The following is a 17,990-nucleotide window of genomic DNA, read 5'->3' as shown; positions in this document are numbered from 1 at the left end:
ACGACATTTTCGGACTCCGATACCAGAGCCTTCCCGGCGCGTAGGCCGGCTTTTGGGAGGCGGATCAGCTTACGTCAGCCCGCTCTGCCAGAACCGCGTCACGCAGGGATTCGTCCAGTGTCGGGTGGGCAAAAATATAACCCGGAATATCTTCTTTCGTCCACCCCTGACAGACCATGATCTCAGCAGCGGTCACCAGGTGGGAGACGCGGCAGCCCACTGCGGTAATACCCTGGAGACGGTCGCCGGACCAGATGGTCTTGATCAATCCTTGTGTCTGCCCGTGGGCCTGGGCGATGGGGTTGGCGGCCAGGGGTACCTGGGCGGTCTGGACCGGTTTTCCCTGAGCCTGGAGATCGGCGACGCTCCAGCCGACACGCATGATTTCCGGATCGGCGTAAACGCAACTGGGCGGCGGCATCTCGGCGTAGGGGGAGGCGGTCGTTGCGGTCAGGTGGCGCACGGCGTAGGCCGCCTGGTCTTCGGCCGCGTGGGCGAGCAGGGTGCGGCCATTGATGTCGCCGACGGCATAGACATTCGGCGCGGCCTTGAGATAGCCGTCCACAGTCACCCAGCCGTGTCCCTCGATTTCTGCTCCGGTGTGCTCCAGACCAAGTCCTGCGCTGTTGGGCTGCCGTCCGGCGGCGACGAGGACCATCTCTGCCTGGACAGCGGTCCCGGAATCGAGATGGAGCGTGACGCTGTCCGCGGTTTGCTCCGCCCGTTCGACCCGGCAGCCGGTATGGATCTCCCATTTGCGTTTTTTGGCCGCCCGCAGCACTTGGCGGCTCACGTCCGGATCCTCCAACGGCGCCAGTCGGTCCTGCATCTCGATAAGCGCAATGCGGCTTCCCGATGCGTGGAAGTATTCGGCCATTTCCAGGCCGATGGCACCGGCCCCGATCACCGCCAGACTGGCGGGTTGGGGGAGGGTGTCGAGAATCTGGTTGGAGTCGAGAATCGTTTCGCCGTCTGGTTTGAGCCCGGGAATGTGCTGCGGACTCGTGCCACAGGCCAGCAGGGCGGTAGTGAAGGCGACTTCTGTGGTTGCATTGTCCTCACCCTCCACACACAGTCTGTTCGGGCTGGTGAACCGGGCCTGGCCCATGATCAATTGGACGCCGGCAGCGGCGAGCCGGTCGCGCATGGCCTTGCGCGAAGCCGTGAGCACGCTCTGGATCCGTTTGCGCAACGCGGCCGGATCGACCTCCACGTTGCCGGAGACCAACCGCAGCCGGCGCAAATGGTCGGCCTCGGTTTTGGGGGCCACTGCGCCGAGCAGGAGCTTGGTCGGAATGCACCCCCAATTGAGGCAGGTGCCGCCAAGGTGCTCCCGCTCGACCAGGACCGTTTTCAGCCCGGCCGCGGCCGCGTCCAGGGCGGCTTTGCACCCGGCCGGGCCACCACCGACGATACACAGATCACTTTGCAGCATCAGCACTTGACTCCGTGTGGACAAGGTCCATTGCCCGCGCCGCGAGGACTTCGTCCAGGCGTTTCACAGGCAGATTCTGCGGGGCATGGGTCACTGACTCCGGCTCCCCGGCGGCACGTTGGACGATATCGATCAGATCCTCGACGAATTGGTCCAGGGTGGCTTTGCTCTCCGTTTCCGTGGGTTCGACCATCAGGCATTCCTTGACGATCAACGGGAAATAGACCGTGGGGGCGTAGTGGCCCTTGTCCAGCAGGGCCTTGGCGATATCAATGGCCCGGACCCCCTGCTCAGCCTGCTGGGCGGCGGAGATGACAAATTCGTGCATGCAGATCCGGTTGTAGGGGATCTCCAGATGGTCTTCCAGCCGTTTGCGCAGGTAATTGGCGGCCAGAACGGCGTTCTCGCTGGCGCGGACGAGTCCCTGGCGCCCCAGGCGCAGGATATAGGCGTAGGCTTTGAGCATGACGGCGAAGTTGCCGTAAAACGGCGCGATGTAGCCGATGGATTTCGGATAGTCGTAATCGAGGCAGTATTGTCCGTCTTCGAGCTTGACCACCCGGGAGATGGGCAGAAAGTCGAGCAGTTTTTCGCTGACTCCGACCGGACCGGATCCGGGACCGCCGCTGCCGTGGGGCGTGCCAAAGGTCTTGTGCAGATTGAGGTGCACGACGTCGAAACCGGCGTCGCCGACACGGAGCTTGCCCATGATGGCGTTTAAATTGGCGCCGTCGTAGTAGAGCAGGCCGTCCACGCCGTGGATCATTTCCACAATCCGGGGCAAGTGGGATTCAAAGAGTCCCAAGGTGTTGGGACAGGTCATCATCAGGGCGGCGACCTCATCGTCGACATATTCCTGAAGGACCTCCGGATCGATGATGCCGTCCTTGGAGGGGACGTTGACCACATCGTACCCGGCGATGGCCGCCGAGGCCGGATTCGTGCCGTGGGCCGAATCCGGGACCAGGACTTTGGTCTTCCGGTTGCCTTTATCCTTGTGGTAGGCGGCGATAAGCATCGCACCGGTCAGCTCGCCGTGCGCACCGGCCAGGGGCTGCAAGGTATAGCCGGCCATGCCGGTGATTTCCTGCAGCAGGGACTCGAGGTGGTAGATGACCTCTAAAGCGCCCTGGGTCAGCTGGCCGCCGCCCTGCAACTGCGGGATCAGCGGATGCAAGCGGGTGAATCCGGGGAGCGAGGCGATATCCTCGAGGAATTTCGGGTTGTATTTCATGGTGCAGGAGCCCAGGGGGTAGAAATTGGAATCGACCCCGAAATTCTGCCGCGAAAGCCGGGTGAAGTGGCGGACCACATCGAGTTCCCCGAGCTCCGGCAGGGCCGGCGGGCTCTGGCGCACGAATTCGGCCGGGATGTGGTCGGCAGCCGACGTCTGCGGCGCCTCCGGCATGACGCCCTTGCGTCCGGGTACGGATTGTTCGAAAAGCGTCTTCATAGGGCCCCTCCCACCATTTCTGCCATAATGCCGATATCGGCTGGTTCGGTTTTTTCTGTCACCGCCACGAGCAGGCAATCGTCCATGTTCTCGTAGTAGCGTCCGAGCGGGAAGCCCGGCACATAGCCTTTGGGCAGCAAGCGGTTGATCAGGTCGTAGGCTTTGCACGGCAACCGCACGGCGAATTCGTTGCCAAACGGCGCTGTGTTGACCATTTCCACCCCGGGCAGGGCGCAAAAGCGCTGGGCTGCGTAATGCGCCCGCTCGATAGAGGTCGAGGCCGTGCGGGTCATGCCCTCGGGCCCGAGCAGACTCATGTAGATGATGGCCTGCAAGGCACACAGGGCCTGATTGGAACAGATGTTCGAGGTCGCTTTCTGGCGCCGGATGTGCTGCTCGCGGGTCTGCAGGGTCAGGGTGTAGCCGGTCTTGCCGTCGGCGTCTTTGGTCCGGCCGACCACGCGGCCTGGCATCTGGCGCACGAGCTTTTTGCGGCAGGCGAAAACGCCCAGATATGGTCCCCCGAACGCCAGAGGCAGCCCGAGACTCTGTCCCTCGGCCACGGCGATGTCCGCGCCCATGGCCCCCGGCGTCTTGAGTACCGATTGCAACAGGGGATAGGTGGAGAGGATGCTCAAGGCTTTGTGTTTCTGGGCGGTGGCGAACAGTTCGGTGAAATCATTGATGGCCCCGAAGAAATTCGGGTTCTGGACAATGATTGCTGCGGTCTGATCGTCGATGGCCGCTGTGAGTCGCTCCAGGTCGGTCTTGCCGTCGGTGTGGGGGATCGTGACCAGCTCGAGATTGAGATTTGAGGTGTAACAATCGAGCATGGAGCGATAGATGGGGTTGACCGCCTCGGAAACGACGACCTTGCGCCGTTTGGTGACCCGAACCGCAGTCATGACCGCTTCATACAGCGCTGTGCCGCCGTCGTAGAGTGAGGCGTTGGCGAAATCCATCTCGAAAAGACGGGCGATGGCGGTCTGGAATTCGAAAAAAGCCTGCAGGATGCCTTGGGAGGCCTCCGGCTGATACGGCGTGTACGCGGTGTAGAATTCGCCCCGTCCGGACAGGGCGTTGACCGCTGCGGGCACGGCGTGGTCGTAGAAGCCGGCCCCGAGAAAGTGGTGCAAATGGATGGAGTTGCGCGCGGCAAGTTCTTCCAGTCGGCGGGTGACCGCCATCTCGCTGAGCCCCTCGGGCAGATCGAAATGCTGAGGCCGAAGGGAGGCGTCGATGGGCGCGAAGAGTTCCTCCACGCTATTGACACCGATGGTCGACAGCATGGCCTGTCGCTCTTCTGGGGTGTGTGGCACGTAGGGCATACGGACTCCTTGGCAGATCATTCCCCCGGCGCAGGGTCGGGGAGGCCGCTATTCCTGTTCGCTCAGGTGTTGGGTGTAGGCCTCGGCGTCCATCAGACCTTCCGGCTCGCCGTCGGTCTTGATGCGCACCATCCATCCCTCGCCGTAGGGGTCGGCGTTGATCTTTTCCGGGGCGTCCTCGAGATCCTCATTAATGGCCAGGATCTCGCCGCTGACCGGGGCGTAGACCTCACTTGCGGCCTTGACTGATTCCACGGTGGCGATTTCCTGACCGGCTTCAACCTGATCGCCGGGAGCCGGCAATTCAACAAAGGTCAGGTCGCCGAGTTGTTCCTGGGCAAAGTGGGTGATGCCCATCGTGACCTGGCCGTCCTCGACACGGACCCATTCGTGGGATTTCGTATACAACAGATCTTCAGGGAGCATAGTCAAACCTCCTCGCGACGCCAGGCCGCGGATAGAGAAAAGTTGGAAAATGGCACCTGCTCTGGCAGGACCTGCATTCGTAAACTCGGGTGGTGTGGACACCACTCCATTCATGGAGGCAGGAACACAAGTCCTATAAGCAGTGTCTTGCAATCCACAAAAATACGCAACACGCCACGAAAAGGCAATGGATTGCCGGCTTGACGCCTTTGTAAAATCAGGAGTAGAAAAGCGGTATTATTGAAAACATTGCCGAAAAGGGCTGAGAAATTCCTTTTTTGGAAAAAGCTTGATTGAGAGCCGTTTGGACGGAATCGTGAGACGAGGGGAAGTGCATGGGCATGTTGGGCAAGAAATGGGGACTGATCGGAATCGGGGTGCTGGGAGTGGCCCTGCTGGCGGTGGGGATCTGGATGCGGGGCCAGGGACCGCAATCACCCTCGACTGGAGCCGGGTACCAGCATCGCGCCCGCATCAATAATGCGACTCGAGGGGCAATGAACGCGACCGCCGGTCCTCAAAACGCCTCCTCGCAGGTCTCGCAGTCGGCATCAGAAGGGGATGGTCCCCAAGCGCCTTCAGTTGTTGAACGGCTCGAGTCCGGATTTCTGAAAAACGCCGCCCGGTTCGTGGTTTCGCAGTATGTCCCGGCCCAAGCGGCTGACGGCGGTTCGACGCCGTCCCTGGAATTGACCTTTCGGACCTTGAATACCCGATACGGCATCGATCTGCAGGGCGTGACCTACAGCAGTGACTCGGTGCGCAACGGCCGGACTGAAGTCCTGAGCGCCCTGTTCCAGCCCCAGGTCATCACCGCCACTCGCCATTTTCTCGGTGACCGCTTCGCGCAGCAGCTCGTCGAGGTCGGGCTGGAGACGGAAAAACGCTTTGGCAGGGGTCAGGAAGAGCCTGTCACCCGGGCCTTGAACCGCAGTGAGGTTGGCGATCTGATGCAGCGACTCGGGGACCGGCTCCGGCAGTGGGGGGCTGTCGCCGGTGTCTTTTCCCGGCAGCCCGACCTGTTCGCCAAGGTGGAGTCCTTTCAGCAAGCAGAACAGGCCGTTTTTCAGGCCAATTTTACTCTGGACAAGGTCAGCGTCCGTTACGAGCGAGCCAGCCAGTCCAACGGGGATGTTGATCTGGATAAGCTGCGTCAGGAATTGGAACAGGCGGGGGCGGCCTACAAGGCGGCGATCGCCAAGCGGGAGTCTATCCGCCGTACCCTGGTCGATTCCCTGCGCCAGGCTTTGCCGGAAAGCAGCATGCGCGAGGCCGATCTGCTCTATTTGGCCCAGTGGCTCCATCGGCGCCGGGCTGAAGGGCTTGCCAAGGACACGGTCTTGCAGACCTTGGGCGAAGCGCTACAAGACTATGGCCGGGATCTGGTCCAACGGGGAGGAGAATTGCAGCGCCAGGGCGAAGAGATTGAAGGCAACAGCGCAGAGGGATGATTGGAGAGGGTGAATCTGGCCTCCTCAGCTCTTCAATCTTGCAATTCCTCAATTTTTGGTAGCCTCACCTGATATCTGATACCTGATAACTCAAAAATCGATTTCGATCCTGATCCCGATCCCGATTTGGAGGCGGCCGGAAGGGCGTGCGCCACACGCCCCTACAATGGACAACCCAGGTACAGCCTTCCCGCACAGCGTCTTCCGTCCCCGGGACCGCGAGGCGCCTGTCTGGCTCGTATCTGGTGGAACTGGACTCTTTGTGCTTCAATTCTCCAATCCCTCGATCCCTCAATTCCCCAATTCCTTCCATGAGAAGGCATGTCAACGTCCGACGTGGCGGACCACCGTATTGCCCTATAGTCCCAAGCAAGTCGCACTTCCATACGCACTCTTCGAGGATCGTTGCCATTTGATCCGGTGTCTCAGTACTATTCGCTTGGTGGAAGCTGCCACCTCAATTGCGGCCTTGTGTGGTTTTGCCGGCAAGCAAAGAGGCCTAGGAATTTGCCGCAGTCTTCCGAATGAGACTTTATTTGGTGCTAGCGGTGGTTGACCACGAGGCCGTTGCTGGGCCCCCTGGAAAATTTATTTCTACGTGGTGAAGCGTTATGCAGCTTCGACGGTGGAATCCTTGTGGCAATAAAATGGGTGATACTCCTCCCCCGTCACCCACAGTCGGTGGAGCAAAACCGCCAGTTTGCGCGCCACAGCTACCACAGCCCGTTTCTTGGCGATCGTGCCCCCTCTCGCGGCAATGCGCTGCCCGAATCGTCGCAGCTCACTATCAGCCCCAAATGGGCCCAGGATGTAGTGAGCGACATTGACCAGCAAGGTGCGCAACTGGGAGTTACCGCATTTCGTGATGCGTAGCTGCTTGTCGGTATCCCCGGATTGGTCCCTTTTGGGAACCAAGCCTAGAAATGGCCCTACATCTCGGCTCTTGGTGAAACGGTCCTTATCTTCGAGCGTCAAAACGAACGCCAAGGCTGTGATCGGCCCAACGCCGGGGACTTGTCGCAACACTTCTGTCTCAGGGTAGTGGGTGCGGCTGAGGTGTGTCACTTCGTGCTCGTATTTTTTTATCCCTTCAGTGAAATTGGCAATTTGTTCTATCAACGGCAGCAGGGCTGCTTTGAGTTCACTGGGGATATGCTCCGGTGCTTTTTTGTGGAAGCTGGCGGCGCTGCATTTCGGCAGGCGTTCCCCGGCGCATTTTACGGTCCCTCGAACGTGGTTGATAAGAGAGGTCCTGCTTTTTACCAGCGCATCGCGGGCTTGCAGTATGGCCAGCCTGGCTTGTGCATCTGCGCTTCGGTGCTCAATGGGGCGCAAGAGTTTGGGATCCATCTTGGCCACCCGGGCCAACATCTCAGCGTCGCGAAAGTCTGTTTTGATCGGCTCCTGCCAAATGCAGCGGAGTTTGCGAGGGTTGCCAACGACAACTGCGCAACCAAGCTCTTTGAGCAGGCGGCTAATCCAGGCAGAGTGTGTCCCCGCCTCAATGGCAACAAAGGCTCCTGAGTAGGCAGCAAACCGTTTACGCATCGCAGTCTTGGTATTGGTCACCTTAAAGGTGGTGGCAATGTCCCCGTTCCAGTCCAACACGCATACGACGTTCTGCTTGTCACCGAGATCGACACCGATGGTATGATTTGCTAAATGGCACTTCATGGCTGGGCCTCCTGGTTTGCAGCATATGACTGCGTTGTTTTGGTGAGCATAGCTCTAAGCTATAGCTCGTCAGGTGGTCCAGCCTTCTCATCCTACCTCAATTTTCATAATCACTTAACACTTAAAACGTAAAACCTAAGCGGTATCTGATACCAGATAACGCAAAAATCGATTTCGATCCCGATCCCGATTTGGAGGCGGCCGGAAGGGCGTGCGCCACACGCCCCTACAATGGACAGACCAGGTACAGCCTTCCCGCACAGCGTCTTTCCTCCCCCGGGACCGCCAGGCGCCTGCCTGGCTCGTATCTGGTGGATCTGGATTCTTCGTTCTTCAATCCCTCAATTCCTCAATCCCTCAATTTCCCAATCTTTTTAATCACTTAAAACGTAAAACCTGAGCGGTCTCAAATACCAGATACCTGATACCAGATAACTCAAAAATCGATTTTGATACCGATCCCGATAGCGACCCCGATTTGGAGGCGGCCGGAAGGGCGTGCGCCACACGCCCCTACAATGGACAACCCAGGTACAGCCTTCCCGCACATCGTCCCAGATACCAGATAGCTCAAAGACCGATTTCGATCCCGATAGCGACCCCGATTTGGATGCGGACGCCTTCAGTTCACCGTCTTTGTGTCCTCAGTCTTCTGTCTTGCAATTCTTCAATTCCTCGATTCCTCAATTCCTCAATCTTTCTTAATACTTAAAACTTAACACTTAACACGTAAAACGTTCTTCCTTCCCCTCAATCCTCTTCAAACAAATAGGCGTATTCACTGGCGACGTCGTGGCTTTTGGCCACGAGGATCTTGGCCAGGGAGTCGACGGACAGGGAGTCCACGAAGCCGGTCTCGGTCTCGAGATAGTTGGCCAGGACGTCTTCGCCGTAGGAAAAGGTCCAGATCAGGGTGTAGACCGAACTCATGTACGGCCGGTCGGCGAATTCCTCTCTGGTTTTGACGATGAGCTTGATTTTTTTGCTCCTGCCGTCGGTCAGGTTGAACAGGCTGGACCGATTGAAGGCGTCGCGCATGTTGTAGGCGAGTTCGATGCCAAGGTGGTCGGTGTCTTCGTGCACCACCTGGATGGGGAAACCGGGTTTTTCCCGGGGCGCAACGCGGGTGGCGTTTTTCGGTTTCGGCGGTTGCTGAGCCTGGGTGGCGTTCGATTGTGCCAGCAGGCTGGCGGGCAGAGCGAGTAGGAGACACAAGATCGAACTGAAAAGCACAAAGCGCATGGTATCCTCCTTTGCGGGCCGACCGGCGTCGGGGTGGTGTGTGTGGGCACAGGCCGGTCAGCAGATATGCGTGAGTTCCGATTGCACCCACAACGTGTCCTGAGGGGCAAAAGCGGCTTGGAGCGGTGGAAATCGCCTCTATGACAGCAGGTTGTTTCAGGCTTCTCCGTCTCCGGCTGAACTGACTGCTGAAAAATTTCGTCTACCGCAAATCGTTTCAAGATCCCAAGGCACGGTGACACACAGGTCAAAATCGTAGCCTGCGGAGTCGGCCGTAGGAGTATGAACGTATTGCAACTCTGCTGCCATTGGGAGATTGGCCACCGGCCTGTTAGAGATGGTCCAATTTGCGCTCCCAGTCCAGGGCGGTGCGCACGATGGTCGCCACGTCGTCGTAACGGGGTTGCCACTCGAAGGTGGTTTGCAAGCGGCCAGGATCAGCGATGAGTTCGGCCGGGTCGCCTTCGCGGCGCTGGGTTTCGTGAACGGGGAAGTCCACGCCGCTGACCTCCCGCACCGTGTCCGCGATTTGCCGGACAGAATACCCGTGGCCGTATCCGCAGTTCAATGTTGCCGAGGCACCGCCCTGTTCAAGGTATTCCAGGGCCCGGACATGGACGTCGGCGAGATCGCTGACGTGGATGTAGTCCCGAACCCCGGTGCCGTCGAAGGTCGGGTAGTCCGTGCCGTAAATGGCCAGGGCCTCGCGCTTGCCCAGGGCCGCCTGACAGGCGACTTTGATCAGATGGGTGGCGTTGGGCGTAGATTGCCCCAGGCGGCCTTGGGGATCGGCCCCGGCGACATTGAAATAGCGCAAGGTGCAGTGGCGCAGTGAATCCTGGGCGGCCGCCGTGTCCTCCAGGACCCATTCGCTCATGAGTTTGCTCCGGCCATAGGGATTGATGGGGTCGAGCTGGGTCTGTTCAGAGACCGGGCTGGACTCGGGCAGCCCGTATACGGCAGCGGTGGAGGAGAAGACAAAATGCGGGATGCTGTGGGCCGCGGCCAATCGGATGAGATTGGTGGTGTTGCTCGTGTTGTTGGAATAGTATTTCAGCGGCTGCTGGACTGATTCCGGGACCACGATATGGGCCGCAAAATGGATGACCGCGCTGAATTGTTCTTCCTGCATGAGCCGGGTCAGGCGTTCGGTGTCCTCCAAATCGCCGACCACGAGGCGCGCCGGTGGCAGGACAGCGTCTTCCTGGCCGGTACTGAGGTTGTCGTAAACCACGACGCGATAGCCTTTTTCGAGCAGAGCGAGGGTGGTATGGGAGCCGATGTATCCGGCGCCTCCGGTGACAAGGATCGTATCCATGCAAACTCCGTGGAAATGACCATTTGTGTTGAGCGCCCCGGCCAGAAGGCAGCGCGGAGCGATTGTGTGCCTGCTCAGCACCCCGGCCTTCGCGCCGTGCTTGTGGTTCGCGATGGGGTGTTTTTCCTGGCGGCACAAGGTTCTGCTACGCCGGCCAATGTGTAGCTGGAAGTGCGCGGAAAAAGCAAGAGGGGCCACGAATCAGGCCGTTTGCCTTCCCGCTCCGGCATTCATGGTCTGGATCTGCTACGCGCGGCGGCCATGTGTGCCGTCGGTCAGGTTCCTCCGCAGGGCCTGTTGAAAACGTTTTTGTGCTTGCAACGCTGCCCCGGTTTGGATACCACATACGAAAGTGTAAATAAAAACAGCCGATAGGGAGAGCATATGTCCGACACCGCCAATTTTCAGCCCTTTGCGGCAAAGATGCATAATGCCGGACTGCGTCCCGAACTGATCGATTTGTTTCGGGAGTATTACCAACAATTGGCTTCGGGACACACCGGCAAACTCTCAGAGGCCGCGATCCGTCCACTGGATAAAGCCAATGATCTCTTGCACCAGGACGATCTTACTGCTGAAGCGGGAACAAATGGTCGTCATACCCTGGATCAGACAGTCATGATCAAGCTCAACGGCGGCCTGGGCACGAGTATGGGAATGCCGTATGCCAAGTCGTTACTGGAAGTCAAACAGGGCAATAATTTTCTCGACGTCATTGTCATGCAGTGCAACGGGTGTGACGGCCAGTTGCAGTATTCGATTCCGCTGGCGCTGATGGACAGCTTTGCCACGCATCAGGAGACCAACGACTATCTGCAGCAGCAGGGGATCCGCCTCGGTCAGGACGTCTTCACGTTTTTGCAGCACAAATTCCCCAAGATCCGCCAGGACACTCTCGAGCCCGCGACCTATCCCGAGGATCCGGAATTAGAGTGGAACCCTCCCGGCCACGGCGACATTTACGCTGCCCTGGAAACCTCGGGTCTGCTCAACCAGCTCTTGAGCGACGGGTACCGCTACGCCTTTGTCTCCAATTCGGACAATCTCGGCGCGGTCGTGGATTCCCGTTTGCTGGGCGCGTTTGCCGACAGTGGCACTCCGTTCATGATCGAGGTCTGCCGGCGCACCGGGGCGGACACCAAAGGCGGGCATTTGGCCCGGCACAAGGACGGGCGCCTCATCCTGCGGGAAATCGCCCAATGTCCGGATGAGGAACTCGACGCCTTTCAGGATGTCGAGCGCTTCAAATATTTCAATACCAATAATATCTGGATCGATCTCCAGCAGCTGCGGGATTTTATCGATGCTCACGGTTTTCCCCAACTCCCGATCATCGTCAATCCCAAAACCGTCAATCCCCGAGACGAGAATTCGACCCCTGTCTTCCAGATCGAGACGGCGATGGGGGCCGCGGTGGCCGCGTTTCCGGGAGCCCTGGCCGTCCAGGTCAACCGGGATCGATTCATCCCGGTCAAAAAGACGAATGACCTGCTGGCAGTGTGGTCGGATTGCTATATCTTTACCCCTGATTGCCGCATCGTCCCCAATCCCGAGCGGCGCTTGGGGACCATCGTCATCAAGCTCGATTCGACGTATTTTAAGAAGATCGAGCAGTTGACCGAGCGGTTCCAGCACGGCGCGCCTTCGTTGGTGGCCTGTTCGTCCCTGACCATACACGGCGATTTCGCCTTTGGCCCCAATGTTGTGTGTCGCGACGATGTCGTTTTAGAAAACCGCGGCACGGAGCAAGTCGTTATCCCCGAAGGTACGGTCCTGGAGGGTAAACAGGTCTGGGGGGCATAAATACCGGCAAAGCGCCCGTCGCTTTGTATTTTGAAATTGCCACACATCCCGGGGCCCGCCCCGGGATGTTTTCGTCTGGGCGGGGTGGAAAGGCCGATTTCGATCCCGATCCCGATTTGGAGGCGGATGGAAGGGCGTGCGCCACACGCCCCTACAATGGACAACCCAGGTACAGCCTTCCCGCACATCGTCTTCCGTCCCCGGGACCGCCAGGCGCCTGCCTGGCTCGTATCTGATGGATCTGAATTCTTTGTTCTTCAATTCTCCAATCCCTCGATCCCTCAATTCCCCAATTCCTCAATTTTCATAATCACTTAACACTTAAAACGTAAAACCTAAGCGGTATCTGATACCAGATAACGCAAAAATCGATTTCGATCCCGATCCCGATTTGGATGCGGCCGGAAGGGCGTGCGCCACACGCCCCTACAATGGACAACCCAGGTACAGCCTTCCCGCACATTGTCTTTCCTCCCCCGGGACCGCCAGGCACCTACCTGGCTCGTATCTGATGGATCTGAATTCTTTGTTCTTCAATTCTCCAATCCCTCGATCCCTCAATTCCCCAATTCCTCAATTTTCATAATCACTTAACACTTAAAACGTAAAACCTAAGCGGTATCTGATACCAGATAACGCAAAAATCGATTTCGATCCCGAGCCCGATTTGGATGCGGCCGGCAGGGCGTGCGCCACACGCCCCTACAATGGACAACCCAGGTACAGCCTTCCCGCACATCGTCTTCCGTCCCCGGGACCGCCAGGCGCCTGCCTGGCTCGTATCTGGTGGATCTGAATTCTTCGTTCTTCAATTCTCCAATCCCCCAATTCCTCAATTCCCCAATTCCTCAATTTGCAATTCCTCAATCTTCTTAATAATTTAACACTTAAAAACGTAACACTTCCCAAAAAGCATGTGACCAAATGCCGCCCCAAAACGTATATACCTATACAACAGCATGACAGTGGCCAAACAAGGAAGGGGAGTGTGGAACCCAACGCGCAGCAGGAGCAGGAAAAACAAGCCGTCCGACGAGTACTCGCCGGCGAACGGCGGGCTTTTGCCGTGTTGGTCGATCGGTATCAGACCCCGATCTACAACCTTTTCCTGCGTGCCACGCATTCTCCGTCCCTGGCTGCGGACCTGACCCAGGAGACGTTTCTCCAGGCCTTCCGCCGTCTGGAAACGTTCAATACCCGAAAACGATTTTTCCCGTGGCTCTACGCCATCGGCATGAACAAGGTCCGGGATCATCTGCGGCGGGAAAAACGCCAGACGACGCGTTCCCTGGACGAGGACAGCAATGGAGAGCTGGAGTGGGAGACGGCACGTTTCGACGCGGTTGCGGCCCATCTCGATGTCCTGCATCTGGAAGCGGCCCTGGCCAAATTGCCTCTGGAATACCGCGAAGCCCTGATTTTACGCTATCGTGAGCAGTGGGCCACCCATGAGATCGCCACCGCCCTGGGATTGAGCCCAAGCGGGGTGAAAATGCGCGTTCAACGCGGTCTGGCCCAATTACGCAAACTCATGGAGGACACATGAGGAAAAACACAGCGCATGCCTCGAACAACGCGACTGCAATGGCGCAGGAAACCTTTTGGGATGAGGCCTTTCAAAGCCTTGACGACGAAAGGGCGCCCTCAGGGCTGTCGCACCAGATCATGGCTGCCGTGGAGCAGGAGCCGCTTCCTGTCTGGCGCCGGGTCTGGCGCTGGGTGTGGGCGCCGCGCGAGCTGGTCATTCGTCCAGCCCTGGCTGCAGCAGCACTCGCGGCAGCGGTGGTCCTGCTTGGCGGCGTGATCTACTGGGGGCAGCCGCTCCTTCCCGGCGCCGGGCCCCTCGAAGGGGGGCAGGCTGTGGCCGAGCGCGTGCCGGTTACCTTTGTCCTGCCGGACAACGGGGATCGGATCGAGCGGGTCGCCGTGATCGGGAGTTTCAACGATTGGAACCGGGAAGGCGGCACCATGCGTTATGATCACAAGCGTCAAGCCTGGGTGACGTCCATGCGGGTTCGGCCGGGACGACACGAATATGTTTTTCTCGTCAACGGGTCCAAACGGGTCCCGGATCCCGGCTCGCCGTTTTATCGCCAGGACGGTTTTGGCGAGAAGAATTCGGTTCTTCTGGTTACGGGCGCAAGTCAGCGGAGTGCCTCGCATGTCCTGTAGGATGCCGCGTTTGGGTCCCTCCCGGTCCGTCGTCGCCGTAGTACTGACCTTGGCCTGCCTGTTCGGCCCGTTCGGCTTGGCAGGGGCTACCGCCGAGTCCTGGCAGAGCCGCTGCGATATCGAGGTCCTGCGCCAATGCGGCATGCCGCAATCCACGGCAAACCGCCTCTTGCGCGTCGTGGTCGACGACCGGTTTTCCCCGGCAGAGGCCAGGCGGGTTCTGGACCCCTTGTTTTCCGCCTGCCAGGAAGGATTGCCGGTGGCCGCACTAGCCGACAAGCTCGAGGAGGGGCTGGCCAAAGGTGTCGGCCCGGAATCTCTGTTTCACGCCCTGGACAGAAGGCGCCAGGCTTACCGTTTTGCCTATTCTCTGCTCGTTGCCGAGGGGGGCGATGGCGAACTGCCTCAGGCGCCGCTCAAGGACCTTGTCGAGGCCTTGTTTGCTGGGGTTCAGCGCAATGAATTGCGGGCTCTGGTCCGTGAGTATCCCCAGGCCCCACTGGCCATGTACGGCACCGCGGCCCTGGCCACGGCCTACCTGCGCCAGATCGATTTTGCCAGCCAGGACCTGGAGGCGGTTATCTCCACAGGCTTGCGCCGCCAGACGTTGAGTCCGGACTGGGCGTTTGTCTCCCGGGCGGTTGTTTTTCTGCGACAGCAGGACATCGGGGATCCGCGCATCCGCCGGGCCGCCGTGCAAGCCTTGGAGAATGGTGAAGGGGTCTTCCGGGTCCTTAAACGACTCGGCTTTACCGGTCGGAACCTTCAGGGAGAGGCGACTGCTGAGTCGAAGCCACTGGAGAACCCCTCCGGGGAATAGGCGCCTGAATAGCGATTGGATAAATGTCTTTCTCCACAGATGTGACCATGTTTTCTCTTGCAACGTATAATCTACACAGAGGAAGGAAAAGAATGCCCAATGCGTCGCGTTCAAAGGTCCTCGCCGGGGTGGCAATCTGCCTCGGATGGATTTTCCTGGCGGGCTGCGCCAATCTGCAAACTCGATTCGACAGTGTCCTGACCTCGTATCAGGGACAGCGCTACCTGGAAGAACACGAATACGCCCTGGGGGTCGAGGACTTGTCCCACCGGCTCAAGCAGCAGCCGGACAACGGTGCGGCCGCCTATTGGCTGGGCCGGCTTTATCTGGCCCAGGAGCACCCCAGCAAGGCCCTGCCTGCTTTACAAAAAGCGGTGGAACTCAAACCGCAATACGCAGACGCCCATTTCTGGCTCGGTGTCGCCCATTGGGCGATGATGGATTTCGAGAAGGAGCGGTTGGCCTATGAACGGGCTCTGGCTCTCGAGCCTGACCACACCCAGGCACGGGTCTATCTCGGCCACCATTATGTGGATCGGGAGCAATGGTCTCTGGCCCTGATCCATTATCGGCGTGTCCTGGATGAAGAGCCCGGCCATCCTTCCGCTCTTTTTTATACGGCCGAATGTCTGGAACAACTGGGGCGGGAACAAAGCGCCCGGCAGGCCTGGAAAGCGTATCTGGACCGCTATCCCGACGGTGGGCGGGCCCTGGAGGCGACCCGGCGTCTGAACGGGTTCGGCGACTTCAGTTATCGCAACATCATTCTCGGCAAGCGGCAGGTGACCATCGAAAAAATCCGTTTCGAACAGGGCACAGCCACATTGAAGTCCTCCAGTCTGCCCTCACTGGATCTGATCGGGGCGAACCTGGAGCGCCGTTCTGATCTCCGTTTGCACGTGATTGTCTATGTCCAGGAGGATGCAGCGCTGGCCCGGAAACGGGCGCAGGCCATTGAGGAGGCGATTGTCCAGCGCACGAGCGGAGCCGATTCCGAACAACTCCTCTTGAGCTGGTTCGGTCAGGCCGAAACGATCACAGTGGATGGCGAACGTTTCCAAGAACCGCGGTCGGTCCATTTTGTCACCGAGGCCGGGCCGGACGTATCCTGATGGCATTCAACGAATATTGTACCAGTCACTCTGTTGCTAACAGAGAAACCAAGGAGAATATCCATGCAATGTAAACGGTCCACACTGATTTCCCTTCTCGGGATCCTGGGGTTGGCCCTTGTGCTCGGTGCGAGCCCGCTCTGGGCTCAAACCTCGGATGAAGCGACACAGTCGACCACGGAGGACGCACTCGAGTCTGAGGCCACTGAAGAGCAAGCCTCTTCCGATTTGGACGCGACGGGCGAGGAGACCACCGCTGAGACGACAGAAAGCGATCCTGTCTCGGCCCTGCAAAATCCCGCCCAGGTCGACAAAGCGGAATCCCTGGCCGAAGCGAGTTATGAACAAAACGCCGAAGAAGTCGCTGAACTCGAGGCCCAGGCGAGTGAGACCGAGGATGCCGTGGCCCAGGCTGAATCGGATGTAACGAGCTTGGAGAATCAATTGGCTGAGGCCGAGGCCGACCTTGAGGCTGCGGACGAGACTGCTGATGGATACGCGGCGCTCGAGGACGAGGTGGCTCAGTTAGAAACGCAATTGGCGCAGGCGAAAACGGATCTTGCACAGGCCAAGGCGGCCCATACTGAGGCTCAGAGCGAACTGGAATCGTCTTTGTCTGATGTGGCCACTGTGGAAGGGGTCGCGGCCATGCGCCAGGACGGCATGGGCTGGGGCGAGATCGCCCATGAGCTCGGTGTGCATCCGAGCAACCTCGGACGGAGGCACGCCAAACAGCAGGGCGATGTTGCCCAGCACGCCCAGGCCCGCGGTCGCGGTACCCAACGGGATATGGTCCGGGGGCGCCCGGACACACCGGGTGTCAAAGCCGGCCATGCCAAAGGCGCGCCTGACGCGGCAATGGGACTTGGTCAGGCCAAGCAAAAGAGTGCGCAGTCCAGTGCCGGGCCCAATGGCCGCGGGAAAGGGCTCTCCCAATCTGGCGGCATGTCGTCCAATGCTGGCAATGCCCCGGGGCACAGCAATGCCGGGGGCAACGGCCGGGGCAATGGTCCCGGTGGCAATAGCGGCAACGGCAATGGAAACGGCCGCGGTAAGTAAGCCCTCTTTTTCTTGAATCTGGAACACGTTGCTCAGGCGGTGCGCGCACGCGCACCGCCTTTTTTGGGGCATTGCTGTCAGTGGACGGAGGACGGAAGCCTGAAGGCGGTGTGCGGGAGAACGATTTCGATCCCGATAGCGATCCCGATTTGGAGGCGGTCGGAAGGGCGTGCGCCACACGCCCCTACAATGGACAACCCAGGTACAGTCTTCCCGCATATCGTCTTCCGTCCCCGGGACCGCCAGGCGCCTGCCTGGCTCGTATCTGGTGGATCTGGACTCTTTGTTCTTCAATTCTCCAATCCCTCGATCCCTCAATTCCCCAATTCCTCAATTTTCATAATTACTTAACACTTAAAACGTAAAACCTAAGCGGTATCTGATACCTGATAACGCAAAAATCGATTTCGATAGCGAATCCCGATTTGGAGGCGGTCGGAAGGGCGTGCGCCACACGCCCCTACAATGGACAACCCAGGTACAGCCTTCCCGCACATCGTCTTCCGTCCCCGGGACCGTCAGGCGCCTGCCTGGCTCGTATCTGGTGGATCTGGATTCTTTGTTCTTCAATTCCTCAATTCATCAATTCCTCAATCTTTCTTAACACTTAAAACTTAAAACCTAAAACTTTCCCTCCCCCCTCCCCCTTTGCCCTTGCCGTCCAAAAACGCTACAACGCCTTGCCAGCTTTCGGTTC

The 17,990-nt window shown here is 59.0% G+C and carries 14 protein-coding genes; 7 read left to right on the top strand and 7 right to left on the bottom strand.

Translation table 11 applies throughout. The features are described 5' to 3' along the window. Positions 1 to 64: 64 nt before the first annotated feature. Genes DRET_RS07855 through gcvH form a run of 4 tightly spaced genes read right to left on the bottom strand, consistent with a single transcriptional unit; the run spans position 65 to position 4,642 of the window. Positions 65 to 1,435 (bottom strand): dihydrolipoyl dehydrogenase family protein, encoded by a 1,371-nt coding sequence (locus DRET_RS07855; RefSeq protein ID WP_015752007.1) that lies wholly within the window; start codon positions 1,433 to 1,435, stop codon positions 65 to 67. Next, entirely contained in the window at positions 1,422 to 2,888 is a 1,467-nt protein-coding gene (gcvPB, locus tag DRET_RS07850; RefSeq protein ID WP_015752006.1) for an aminomethyl-transferring glycine dehydrogenase subunit GcvPB, read from the bottom strand. The genes DRET_RS07855 and gcvPB overlap by 14 nt, the downstream gene beginning before the upstream one ends. Further along, on the bottom strand, positions 2,885 to 4,216 hold the full coding sequence (gene gcvPA / locus DRET_RS07845; protein ID WP_015752005.1) for an aminomethyl-transferring glycine dehydrogenase subunit GcvPA: 1,332 nt from the start codon (positions 4,214 to 4,216) through the stop codon (positions 2,885 to 2,887). Before gcvPA ends, gcvPB begins: the two co-directional genes overlap by 4 nt. 48 nt (positions 4,217 to 4,264) lie before the next feature. Further along, entirely contained in the window at positions 4,265 to 4,642 is a 378-nt protein-coding gene (gcvH, locus tag DRET_RS07840) for a glycine cleavage system protein GcvH (protein ID WP_015752004.1), read from the bottom strand. 335 nt (positions 4,643 to 4,977) lie between these two features. Between gcvH and DRET_RS07835 the strand changes: the two genes are divergently transcribed. Continuing rightward, positions 4,978 to 6,093: a hypothetical protein gene (locus DRET_RS07835; RefSeq protein ID WP_015752003.1), complete on the top strand. Its 1,116-nt coding sequence runs from the start codon at positions 4,978 to 4,980 to the stop codon at positions 6,091 to 6,093. Between the two features lie 609 nt (positions 6,094 to 6,702). Here DRET_RS07835 and DRET_RS07830 read toward each other — a convergent pair. From DRET_RS07830 to galE, 3 genes are all read right to left on the bottom strand, one after another. Next, entirely contained in the window at positions 6,703 to 7,767 is a 1,065-nt protein-coding gene (locus DRET_RS07830; protein ID WP_015751989.1) for an IS110 family RNA-guided transposase, read from the bottom strand. Positions 7,768 to 8,517: 750 nt separating this feature from the next. Further along, positions 8,518 to 9,009: a hypothetical protein gene (locus DRET_RS07825; protein WP_015752002.1), complete on the bottom strand. Its 492-nt coding sequence runs from the start codon at positions 9,007 to 9,009 to the stop codon at positions 8,518 to 8,520. Between the two features lie 331 nt (positions 9,010 to 9,340). After that, positions 9,341 to 10,327 (bottom strand): UDP-glucose 4-epimerase GalE, encoded by a 987-nt coding sequence (galE, locus tag DRET_RS07820; protein WP_015752001.1) that lies wholly within the window; start codon positions 10,325 to 10,327, stop codon positions 9,341 to 9,343. A gap of 384 nt (positions 10,328 to 10,711) precedes the next feature. Between galE and DRET_RS07815 the strand changes: the two genes are divergently transcribed. The 6 genes from DRET_RS07815 to DRET_RS07790 all read left to right on the top strand — a co-directional run bounded on the left by DRET_RS07815 (position 10,712) and on the right by DRET_RS07790 (position 17,293). Beyond that, complete coding sequence (locus DRET_RS07815) at positions 10,712 to 12,130, top strand: UTP--glucose-1-phosphate uridylyltransferase (RefSeq protein WP_015752000.1); 1,419 nt, start codon at positions 10,712 to 10,714, stop codon at positions 12,128 to 12,130. A 988-nt stretch (positions 12,131 to 13,118) separates the two neighbouring features. Beyond that, positions 13,119 to 13,676: an RNA polymerase sigma factor gene (locus DRET_RS07810; protein ID WP_015751998.1), complete on the top strand. Its 558-nt coding sequence runs from the start codon at positions 13,119 to 13,121 to the stop codon at positions 13,674 to 13,676. Then, on the top strand, positions 13,673 to 14,302 hold the full coding sequence (locus DRET_RS13025) for an early set domain-containing protein (RefSeq protein WP_015751997.1): 630 nt from the start codon (positions 13,673 to 13,675) through the stop codon (positions 14,300 to 14,302). Before DRET_RS07810 ends, DRET_RS13025 begins: the two co-directional genes overlap by 4 nt. Then, positions 14,292 to 15,122 (top strand): hypothetical protein, encoded by an 831-nt coding sequence (locus DRET_RS07800; RefSeq protein WP_015751996.1) that lies wholly within the window; start codon positions 14,292 to 14,294, stop codon positions 15,120 to 15,122. The genes DRET_RS13025 and DRET_RS07800 overlap by 11 nt, the downstream gene beginning before the upstream one ends. Before the next feature lie 92 nt (positions 15,123 to 15,214). Beyond that, a complete protein-coding gene (locus DRET_RS07795; RefSeq protein WP_015751995.1) occupies positions 15,215 to 16,234 on the top strand; it encodes a tetratricopeptide repeat protein in 1,020 nt (339 codons plus the stop codon). A gap of 63 nt (positions 16,235 to 16,297) precedes the next feature. Continuing rightward, positions 16,298 to 17,293 (top strand): TolC family protein, encoded by a 996-nt coding sequence (locus DRET_RS07790; RefSeq protein ID WP_015751994.1) that lies wholly within the window; start codon positions 16,298 to 16,300, stop codon positions 17,291 to 17,293. The last annotated feature ends 697 nt before the right edge of the window (positions 17,294 to 17,990 follow it).

The sequence above is a fragment of the Desulfohalobium retbaense DSM 5692 genome, assembly GCF_000024325.1.
Classification (GTDB): domain Bacteria; phylum Desulfobacterota; class Desulfovibrionia; order Desulfovibrionales; family Desulfohalobiaceae; genus Desulfohalobium; species Desulfohalobium retbaense.
Note: the sequence above shows the minus strand (reverse complement) of the source record. Positions and strands in the feature narration are given on the sequence as shown.